This window comes from Cognatishimia sp., assembly GCF_964229375.1.
Taxonomy (GTDB): domain Bacteria; phylum Pseudomonadota; class Alphaproteobacteria; order Rhodobacterales; family Rhodobacteraceae; genus Cognatishimia.
On record NZ_CAXREH010000029.1, the window covers coordinates 1 to 9,951 of the forward strand.

The 9,951-nt window shown below is 57.3% G+C and carries 11 protein-coding genes; 4 read left to right on the top strand and 7 right to left on the bottom strand.

Annotated elements, in window-relative coordinates; translation table 11 throughout:
• Positions 1 to 304 (top strand): DUF2125 domain-containing protein (locus ACEQWH_RS02290; RefSeq protein WP_370227933.1); only part of this gene is annotated, 304 nt, incomplete at its 5' end.
• Positions 305 to 314: 10 nt separating this feature from the next.
• Here the strand turns inward: ACEQWH_RS02290 and ACEQWH_RS02295 are convergent.
• The 7 genes from ACEQWH_RS02295 to ACEQWH_RS02325 form a co-directional block, all read right to left on the bottom strand.
• Positions 315 to 1,073: an extensin family protein gene (locus ACEQWH_RS02295; RefSeq protein ID WP_370227934.1), complete on the bottom strand. Its 759-nt coding sequence runs from the start codon at positions 1,071 to 1,073 to the stop codon at positions 315 to 317.
• On the bottom strand, positions 1,073 to 1,990 hold the full coding sequence (locus ACEQWH_RS02300; RefSeq protein ID WP_370227936.1) for a prephenate/arogenate dehydrogenase family protein: 918 nt from the start codon (positions 1,988 to 1,990) through the stop codon (positions 1,073 to 1,075). The genes ACEQWH_RS02295 and ACEQWH_RS02300 overlap by 1 nt, the downstream gene beginning before the upstream one ends.
• Positions 1,987 to 3,072: a histidinol-phosphate transaminase gene (gene hisC, locus ACEQWH_RS02305; RefSeq protein ID WP_370227938.1), complete on the bottom strand. Its 1,086-nt coding sequence runs from the start codon at positions 3,070 to 3,072 to the stop codon at positions 1,987 to 1,989. The genes ACEQWH_RS02300 and hisC overlap by 4 nt, the downstream gene beginning before the upstream one ends.
• A 116-nt stretch (positions 3,073 to 3,188) precedes the next feature.
• On the bottom strand, positions 3,189 to 3,809 hold the full coding sequence (gene rpsD, locus ACEQWH_RS02310; RefSeq protein WP_209357228.1) for a 30S ribosomal protein S4: 621 nt from the start codon (positions 3,807 to 3,809) through the stop codon (positions 3,189 to 3,191).
• A gap of 188 nt (positions 3,810 to 3,997) precedes the next feature.
• Positions 3,998 to 4,321 (bottom strand): hypothetical protein, encoded by a 324-nt coding sequence (locus ACEQWH_RS02315; protein WP_370227940.1) that lies wholly within the window; start codon positions 4,319 to 4,321, stop codon positions 3,998 to 4,000.
• A 66-nt stretch (positions 4,322 to 4,387) separates the two neighbouring features.
• Positions 4,388 to 5,449, bottom strand: a complete 1,062-nt coding sequence (locus ACEQWH_RS02320; protein ID WP_370227942.1) for a Hint domain-containing protein — start codon at positions 5,447 to 5,449, stop codon at positions 4,388 to 4,390.
• A gap of 127 nt (positions 5,450 to 5,576) precedes the next feature.
• Positions 5,577 to 6,185, bottom strand: coding sequence for a response regulator (locus tag ACEQWH_RS02325; protein WP_370227944.1), 609 nt, complete (start codon positions 6,183 to 6,185; stop codon positions 5,577 to 5,579).
• Between the two features lie 250 nt (positions 6,186 to 6,435).
• On the opposite strand from ACEQWH_RS02325, the gene ACEQWH_RS02330 reads away from it, so the two are divergent.
• From ACEQWH_RS02330 to ACEQWH_RS02340, 3 genes are all read left to right on the top strand, one after another.
• The gene (locus ACEQWH_RS02330; RefSeq protein ID WP_370227945.1) at positions 6,436 to 6,945 is read left to right on the top strand and encodes a molybdopterin-dependent oxidoreductase; all 510 of its coding nucleotides are present in this window, start codon (positions 6,436 to 6,438) and stop codon (positions 6,943 to 6,945) included.
• Between the two features lie 36 nt (positions 6,946 to 6,981).
• Positions 6,982 to 9,507: an ATP-binding protein gene (locus ACEQWH_RS02335; RefSeq protein WP_370227947.1), complete on the top strand. Its 2,526-nt coding sequence runs from the start codon at positions 6,982 to 6,984 to the stop codon at positions 9,505 to 9,507.
• Positions 9,508 to 9,828: 321 nt separating this feature from the next.
• Positions 9,829 to 9,951: glyceraldehyde 3-phosphate dehydrogenase NAD-binding domain-containing protein (locus ACEQWH_RS02340; RefSeq protein WP_370227949.1), on the top strand; the 123-nt coding region annotated here is incomplete at its 3' end.

Below are 9,951 nucleotides of genomic sequence, written 5' to 3' on the forward strand. Positions count from 1 at the left end.
GGCAGCGGCGGCCTGGGGGGATCTGTCGTTTCAACTGGCGGCGGACCTGACCATCGACGAAGTCGGCTCGCCGACCGGCGAAGCAACCCTGCGCCTGAAAAACTGGCGTGACATGATCGCCCTTGCGCGCGAAAGCGGCCAGATCGGGTCTGTGTCCATCGACACTGCTGAACAAGTCTTTGTCTTGCTGGCCAGCCTGTCGGGATCACGCGACGATATCGACGTAACGCTCAGGTTTGCAAATGGCGCGGTACTGGTCGGCATCATCCCAATCGGTGTCGCACCAAAGCTGAGCTTGCGCTAAACGTCCCGGTCTATCGGCAATAGGCCCCGCCGCGGTGGTTGGCCGTGTCGAAATGGAAATGGTCGCGATGATGACGATCTGACTCTGGCCCCAACACGGTGCCAAAAGGCCCGCAGGCCGACTTGTGCAGATCCCTCAGAACGCGCCCTTTACGACCCGAGCCCCAGTGATCAAGCAGCGAGATCACCTCGCCGTTTTCAAACCGGAATTCCGCAATGTCGATTGCGTTGCCTTTGCCGTGCTCGGAAATCTTTGCGCCCGGCTTGTGATTGCGCGTCCGGCAGGAATAGCCGGCCACGATCTTCAGCTCTTCGACGTCAGAGCGCATCGGGCGCACGGCCCGATCCATGCCGCCCTCGACCCAGGACTTAAACGTCTTGGCCGTCCGGCAATTCATAGAGGCTGGCGTGCTGAGCTTGACGCCCGAGACCTCATACACCTTCACCGCATTGCGAATACCGCAGCCCGGCAGTTTTCCCGGCACATTGCCGATCTCTAGCCCCTGAATATCGCGGTCTCCGCACACCCGCCCCACACGGGTCGAGGTCGCACGGCGCGAGGTTTCAACCGGTTTGGCCACTGGCGTGCGCGCCGCATAGGCGGAGCCCGGCCGAAGCATCGGGCGCAGCGAGCGGTCTGGCGCGAAACTGGGCAGAGCCACCGGAAAAACATCCTCGCGTGCAACAGGTCGCAATGAGGTATATGGCGCATTGGCCTGCGCCATTGTGACGGTCACCAACAAGGCGAAAAGCCCTGTTTTTAAACGCATTAAGTTGCCTTTCCGCGCCCAAAATCCGGCGCATCGGTATCTTGCCCTGCTTCGATGATACCACGGCGTATCGACCGCGTCCGCGTAAAATAGTCGTGAAGGTGGTCGCCATCCCCCTGACGGATCGCACGTTGAAGCGCAAACAGCTCTTCTGTGAACCGTCCAAGGATTTCAAGCGTCGCGTCTTTGTTGTTCAAAAAGACATCGCGCCACATTGTGGGGTCTGACGCGGCAATCCGGGTGAAATCCCGGAAACCAGAGGCTGAGTATTTGATGACTTCGCTTTCGCTCACTCGACGCAGGTCATCGGCAACGCCGACCATCGTGTACGCGATCAAGTGAGGCGTGTGGCTGGTCACCGCTAGTACCAGGTCATGGTGCGAGGGGTCCATTTCCTCAACCATCGACCCAAGCCCGCTCCAGAAGGCAATGACGCGATCGACAGCGGCGCGATCAGATCCCTCGGCAGGCACCACAAGCGACCAGCGATTGTCAAAAAGCTCGGCAAAGCCCGAGGTCGGACCAGAGTGTTCGGTACCCGCCAGAGGGTGGGCTGGCACAAAATGCACGTTGTCCGGCAGATGCGGTGCAACGTCGGCGATCACCTGACGTTTGACAGAGCCGACATCGGACACAGTCGCACCTGCTTTCAGGTGCGGCGCGATCTCGGCTGCGACCTGCCCCATAGCACCAACCGGCACGCAGAGCACAACCAGATCGGCATCCTTTACCGCGTCAACCGCTGTGTCAAAAACCGTGTCACACAGACCAATCTCGCGCGCCGTGTCGCGGGTTTGCGCAGAGCGCGCATAGCCTGTCACCTCGGCCGCCAATCCACCGCGTTTGATGCCCCATGCCATCGACGAGGCGATCAGGCCCAAACCGATCAGGGCCACTCGACCATAGATCTGGCTCATGCGCTTACACCTTTGAACTGCTTGACGGTATGGGCAACGCGACGACAAGCGCGCTCATCGCCAATGGTGATCCGCAGACAGTTCGGCAAACCATAGCCCGCAACTTTGCGCACCAGAATGCCTGCCTCTTTGAGGGCAGTATCACAGGCATCAGCCTCGGCATCCGAGGCAAAGCGCGCAAGCAGGAAGTTGGTCGATGAGGGGTCCACCTCGACCCCGACCTCTTGCAACGCGGCGCGCAACCAATCGCCGTTGCGTGTATTTTCCACGCGACACCACTGCATGAACTCTTGATCGCGCACTGCAGCTTCAGCGGTCTGCAACTGGACGTCCGACAGGTTGAAAGGCTGCCGCACACGGTTCAGCACATCGACGATGTCTTTGGGCGCATAGCCCCACCCGATCCGCAGGCCACCCAGCCCGTAAATCTTGGAAAACGTGCGGGTCATCACGACGTTCTTGCGCGCCTCAACCAAGCCGGCACCGCCATCATAGCCCTCGACGAATTCGGCATAGGCCCCATCCAGCACCAAAAGCGCACCTTCAGGCAGCCCGTCCGCCAGCCGCGCGACCTCGTCAGCAGGCAGCATGGTTCCGGTGGGATTGCCAGGGTTCGCGATAAAGACGATCCGCGTGCGCGCGGTGCAGGCCGCAAGGATCGCGTCCACATCAACCACACGCTCGTTTTCCGCCACTTTCACTGGCGTTGCGCCACAGGCGTGCGCCAGAATGGGATACATCGAGAACCCGTGCTCGGTATAGATGATCTCGTCACCCGGCCCTGCGAAGCTCTGCGATATGAATTGCAGCACTTCATCCGAGCCGACGCCACAGACGATCTGGTCCGCGTCCAGACCATGCACCTCGGCAATTGCCGCCCGCAGACCCCCGTGATCTGTACCGGGATAGCGATGCAGCGCAAGGCCAGACTGCGCGAAAGCCGCTTTGGTCGCCTCGCTTGGACCATAGGGGTTTTCGTTGCTGGAAAGCTTTAGGACATCATTGATGCCTGCAAGCGCAGATTGCCCGCCCTGATAGAGCGCGATTTCCATGATACCTGGCTGTGGCGTGATACGGCTCATGTGGTGTCTCCTGTTGACCAGATCGTTCTAGCGAGACCCCACCCCGGTGGCCAGATGCAAAAAAGCCGCGCGGGGGTCCCGCACGGCTTTGACATGTAAAGAGGTGCGAAAAACGATTAGTTCTTCGCGTAATATTCAACAACCAGGTTTGGTTCCATCATGACAGGGTATGGAACGTCGGACAGACCTGGTGCGCGCACGAAGGTTGCGGTCATTTTGGAATGGTCCGCATCGATATAGTCAGGCACGTCGCGCTCTGGCAGTTGAACTGCTTCCAGCAGAACTGCGAGTTGCTTGGACTTGTCGCGAACAGAGATCACGTCGCCTTCTTTTACGCGGTAAGAAGCGATGTTCACTTTCTTGCCGTTCACTTCGACGTGGCCGTGGTTCACGAACTGACGTGCTGCGAAAACGGTAGGCACGAACTTCGCGCGGTAAACAACCGCGTCCAGACGGCGCTCCAGCAGGCCGATGAGGTTTTCACCGGTGTCGCCTTTAACACGCTCGGCTTCGCCATAGATGCGACGGAATTGCTTTTCGGTCAGGTCGCCGTAGTAGCCTTTCAGCTTCTGCTTTGCGCGCAGCTGCAGACCGAAGTCGGACATTTTGCCTTTACGGCGCTGACCGTGCTGGCCTGGGCCGTATTCACGACGGTTTACTGGGGACTTTGGACGACCCCAGATGTTTTCGCCCATCCGGCGGTCAATTTTGTACTTGGCAGCAGTTCTTTTTGTCATCTGCTGATCTCCTTCGTTCAGGTTTTCGAAGGGCGTTGTCCTCTTCCCGGATTTGGCCGGGATGACAGGAATCCCCTTGCGGGGGCCACCAACACCAATGAATGGCGGCTTATAGACCTATGACATAGAGAGTCAACGCAGAAAACGCACCCGCGTGCCCATCAGCAATCGGGGTGCGACAAAACCGATCACGAGCAGGTTTTCTTGATCTTGCGGGACAGCGAGCGCATTTGTTTTTGTACGCGGCGCGGGTTTGGCAGGGCCTCGAGCGCGGCCATATTATTTGTCCCTGTGTACCATGCATCAAACAGCAGCGTTTTGATATCGTCATCCAGAACAGAATCTGCCGCCGCATGCCGGCACAGGCACTGTTGCTGCGTCTGCCCATTCGCGCGCCCGTCCGAGATCATTTTCTTGCAAATCTGAGCCCCTGTTGGGACGGCTTGTGCGGGCGAGGAATGCGTCAAAACGACAGCTGTGGCGCAAAGGCCAATGAAACGGAATAGGGTCAAATCAATTCTCCAACGAATAACAATACATGAATGATAGAAATTGGCGCCCCAGCAGGCAAGCAGCAATCACGCCACGTCGTGCCGCAGGATTGCTGCTTCGGAGGCCGACAATTGGCGACGCGCATGGCTGCCAAAGGCATAGGGCTGATCCACCAATGCGGGATCCAAGGCCTGCAGGCGCTGGCGGTCTGTTTCATCCAGCACATTCATATTGGCATCCGCCGGATGGAAGCTTTCGGTTTCAACGCCATTGGCGAAAATGATCTCGTGGCGCGGCAGCATTAGGTGCATGTAAGTCACCTCGCGCAGCGCAAAATCCGTCGCAATGCTGGCGCCGTTCACCAGTTCACTTGCAGAAACCAGAACCTCAGGTGTGTTGAACAGATCCCGGGCCACATCACCGCGCACCACGAATTTATGATCCGGCGAGACGATCAGATCGCCTTGCGGCTCGCCCGTGCCCAAAGCACCGGATTTGATGCGGATTGGGCGCAGTTTAGGAAAGGTGAACAGGCGCGCCCCGGTCATTCTGCGCGATCCGATCCACTGAACCTCTTGGGTGCCACTGTCTTTGGTATGCACCAGATCGCCTTCGTGCAGGCTTTCGATAGGACGCGCGCCATATGGCGTTGCAATCAAAGTCCCGGGCGCAAAACAGATCATCTGCGCAGGATCGCCACCGGCTTGCGCGTCGCGCCCGCGATTAAGCGCGTGATAGACGACCCAAAGATCGCGCCCCTTTGGCGGGATTTCGTCAATGAACATCAGCAGCGGCTGTTTGCCCGCCACCTCAATCAGCGTGACCGTATAGGTTTCCAAGCCATCCGTGACGACGAAACTGTCGTCCAGCATGGGCTCTTCGATATCGACTTTGCTGAGGTCGGACGTATGAGACAGGGCAGCCCCGACCATCTTACGCACCATGCGCGCGGCCTTACGGCGTAATATCGCCTCGCCTTCGCCCTGCTCCAGCCGCAACAACCCAGGCGGGCCGTCCACTCGGATCGTCTCACCTTTCCAGGACCACACTGCGCCTTTTTGCACGGCACTTATGGGTGCAGCCCGAAGACCATCCAGTTCTGTTTGCGACCAGGAGATGACGAACGTGCCCAAAAAGCCCGTTCCCATTGCTCGTTTCCTGCCTGTTCTTTCGCATAGAGTAACAGAAACGAATCACCGTGCAAAGCTGAAACAGCCAAGGGCTGAACACCCTATGGCTGTGTGGCGTAAGGTCAACTTGGCAGGCGCGCCCGTTTTAGTAGAGCCCAGCCTCTTTCGCGATCATCGCTGCGTGGGTCCGGTTTTTCGCATCTAACTTGCGGCACAGGGTGCGCACATGCAGCTTGATGGTCACTTCCTGCAACCCAAGATCGCCCGCGATTTCCTTGTTGGACTGACCTTTGCACAGTCCATTCAGAACCTCGACTTCGCGCTTGCTGAGCTGCTTTGAGACCGGATTATCTTTTTTCTGCGCCACGATATGAGACACCGGGAAAAACGTCTCACCCGCCATCATGAACCGCACCGCGTGAACCAGGCTTTGGGCCGTCATCGTTTTGGGCAAAAACCCGATGGCGCCGCGGTCGATCGCCTCTTGCGCAACCGTGTGCGGCGCGTTGCCCGACAGGATGGCCACCGGCGTTCCCTGATTGCTTTCAATCGCTTTAGACAAACCCGACAGGCCTTCCATGCCCGGCATGTTATAGTCCAGCACCAGCAGATCAAAGGCGTCGCTGTTGTCACAAAGGGTGAGGGCTTCGTCCAGCGAACTGGCGCTTTGCACGTCAGAGGCACCTTCTTTTTTCAGGTACTCACAAAGCGTGTCTCTGACCAGGTCATGGTCATCGGCTATTAGAATACGCATGCGCGCTTTTCTCTCTTTCCTTACCGTGTCGAGAAGGGGAGGATCACTAATAAAACGCTACGAAAGAACAAAATTTGACACAGTCTTATTTCAACGCACAGTTCTAAACAAATGTATAGCGTCCTGAGAAGCACAACTTTCGCCCAGACTCATTTTTTGTGTTCATTTTCACACATAAAACGGGTTTGAATTGACCCAAGACCCCGATGTTAACCACCTCAAAGGCCATAATTTATTGGAGAAAAAGACTTTGAATAAACTGGCAACCGCACTGTTCATCCTGCTGTCAGCAGCCACTCTCTCAAAAGCGGACATCGCACAACCAAAAGGAGAAGTCATCCTCACGATTTCGGGAGAGATTTCGGAAACCAATGTGGGCGACACAGCCCAGTTTGACCTAGAGATGCTTCAAGCGCTGCCATCCCAATCCTTCACGACCACAACGATCTGGACCGATGGACCGCAGGTTTTCGAAGGCGTGGAACTCTCTGTTCTTGCCGAGCTTGTTGGCTTTGGCGGAAACACGTATAGCGCGAGTGCCGTGAATGACTACAGCGTTTCTATCCCCATGACGGATGCCGTGCCCGGACGCGCTTTGGTTGCCTATTTGCGCAATGGAAACCCGATGCCTTTGCGCAATAAGGGCCCGCTTTGGATCGTTTTTCCGTTCGATTCCTCACAAGAATTTCAAAGCGAAACTATTTACTCACGCAGCATCTGGCAGCTAAACCGCATCACTGTCCTGAACGACGACGGCTAGAGCGTCGCTGATTTTGCCCCTTCGGAACGCCTTTTGATGCTTGATCGTCGCTTTACGAAAACCTTGCTTTTGGCTGCGGCGGCCCTGTTGTGCCTGCTGCAAATCGGGCTGTTCGCCCATAACATCACCGACCGCATCGCCACCCTGTCTGGGCAAAGACCCGGTCAGGCCCCCTGGGCTTTGGGACAGGTCGAGTCAGAATACCACAGGTTGAACTCGAGTCTCAGATCAGATTTCGGCGCGCCGCTTGACGCCACCGAGATCCGGACGCGTTACGATATTTTCTACAGTCGTGTGATCCTGCTGCGCGACAGCGCGACCTTTGAAAGTCACCGATCCATCGCAAGCTTTTCAATCCCTCTGGACAATGTCTTTAGGTTCCTGACTGAGACCGGCACGTATTTTGATAAATCAGACGCCGCGTTGATGACCGAATTGCCGAAACTGTCGCAAAAAACACAGGCCGTCGGGCAAGACGTACGCCGCATTGCTCTGGCAGGGTTTCAGATCAACTGGATGCAAGCCGCCGAGCGCGAAAGAGATGCGCGAAACCTGATTGTTTGGAATTCGATTCAGACCGGCATTCTGTTTTTCGTCCTGCTCTTGCTGGCCTTTGGATTTTACCGTCAGGATCGCGTGCGGCGACGCGCGCTGCTGGAAGTGTCCCGCACCAAAGCACGCTCTGAAGCGATCCTGCAAAGCGCCGCGGATGCGATTATCGTCTGCTCGGGCACCGGAAAAGTGCAAGAGATGAACGCGCCCGGCCTCGAAATGTTCGGCATCACCGAACGCCAGGCCCCGGGGTTGGATCTGCGCGATCTGTTGCAGGCGCCCACGACCGCTATCGACCGCGAAGGCCAGACAGATTGCGGCCTGATGGACAAAGGCAAGGTTGAAACCCAGGCGAAACGTCTGGACGGCACACGGTTTCCGGTCTCTGTTTCGCTGACGCGTGTGGACACCAATGACGAGAAAAACCTGTTTGTGGCCCATGTGCGGGACATTACGCCCGACGTGAACGCGCAAAAAGCGCTGCGCGAGGCCCATGACGAGGCCAAAACCAGCGAGAAAGCCAAATCAGACTTGCTGGCCGTCATGAGCCACGAAACCCGCACGCCGCTGAACGGCATTCTCGGGGCCTCTGAGCTGTTGCAGAAAACCGTGGAAACCGACCGCCAAAGACGTCTGATTTCGGCGATTGAAACCTCGGCCAAGCTTTTGCTGCATCATGTGAACAACGTGCTGGATGTGTCGCGCATGGACGGAGGGCAATATGACATACAGCGCGCGCCCTTTGATCTGCGCGAGATGCTCGCGGACGTCATAGACAGCCAGCAAGCCCGCGCGGCGCAAAGCGACCTAATTCTGCTGTCTGACATCTCGCCCGATGTTCCACCTCAGGTGCAGGGGGACGCGCAGAAAATCCGGCAGGTGCTTTTGAACCTGATCGGCAATGCCATCAAGTTCACCGACGAAGGCAGCGTCATTCTAGAGGTCGAGGAAATCGGCGACGGGCCCTTTGTGGAATTCCGCGTCATCGACACAGGCGCAGGGATTGAAGCGCGCCAGCTGGACCACATTTTCGATGACTTCTACACCGCCGACAGCACCTATGCACGTCGTCGCGAAGGCACGGGCCTGGGGCTCAGCATCGTAAAACGCATGGTCGCCTCGATGGACGGCGAAGTGGGCGCCGAAAGCGTGCTTGGCGAAGGCAGCCTGTTCTGGGTCCGCCTGCCCCTGTCGGTGGAGTCACTGGAAACAACGCCAACCTCATCCCAAGTTCAGTCTAAGTCTCGATCAGAAAGGAACCTGTCGATCCTGCTGGTCGAAGACAACGCCATCAACCGGATGATCACCCAGCAGATGTTGGTGGACGCGGGCCACCACGTCGGCCTTGCTGAAAGCGGCATGGAGGGCGCAAGGATGGCCGCGCAATTTGCCTATGACCTAATCCTCATGGACATCAGCATGCCCGATATGGACGGCATCCAGACCGCGCAGAAAATTCGCGCCGACGGAGGGCTCTCTAGCAAAACTCCAATTGTGGCTTTGACCGCCTATTCCCGCGACGAAGATCTTGGCCGAGTGAAAGCCGCAGGCATGCGCCACATTCTGACAAAGCCCACATCCGAAAGCGCGCTCGAAGCCATGATCCTCAAAGTCATGGGCGACATCTTCCTCAATGCCTCGCCGCTGGTGGGCGCCACCCCCAACGACGTCCTGCTGGATCAAGACGTCGCCGAAGGCGTGCTAACGGGGCTGGGCCATGCTCAGACAGGTACGGCTTTGCAAGAGCTGGATCGCGAAATGGAGGCGCTTTTGGCGGCGCTGCTAACCTGTGAGTCAGCCGAAGATCTGGATCTCGCAGAGATCCATCGCCTGACCGGATCGACGGGCATTCTGGGCATGCAAAAGTTGCGCAAACATCTGACGCGCGCCGAAGCGATGGAACTCAGCGACCCGCAGGATCTGCAACACTGGATCCGGGCAACCGACGCCCTTTGGCAAGACACACGCAGCACGTATCACAGCTTTGTGGCGGCATCCGAACGCGCCTAACGCACGCCCATCGGAGGGGCGGCACACCCCAAATCCTCGGATCATATCCAATCGCGTTCTGTCTTGCCGCGCGATCGATTTGCTATGCCCAGAAGCATCAAAACGGAAACCGGGATTTATGGAATCGCTTTTGGGAATTTCTGACGCAAAACCACCTACTCAAAATGTTAGCGGAACCGTTAGGGTTAACGTTATCGCCACCATGCGACGCAAGGGCAGATTTATCGCTAACATCCAGAATTATAAAGCAATTTAACTTCCCCCTATGACATGCTGGGCGTATATCCGCCTCAAGCTGCTACACATTCGAGAGGACATGGCATGACCGTCACCGTAGGGATCAACGGATTTGGCCGGATCGGGCGCTGCACCCTGATGCACATCGCAGAAGCTGCGCGCGACGACGTACAAGTGGTCAAGATCAACGCAACCGGCCCAATCGAA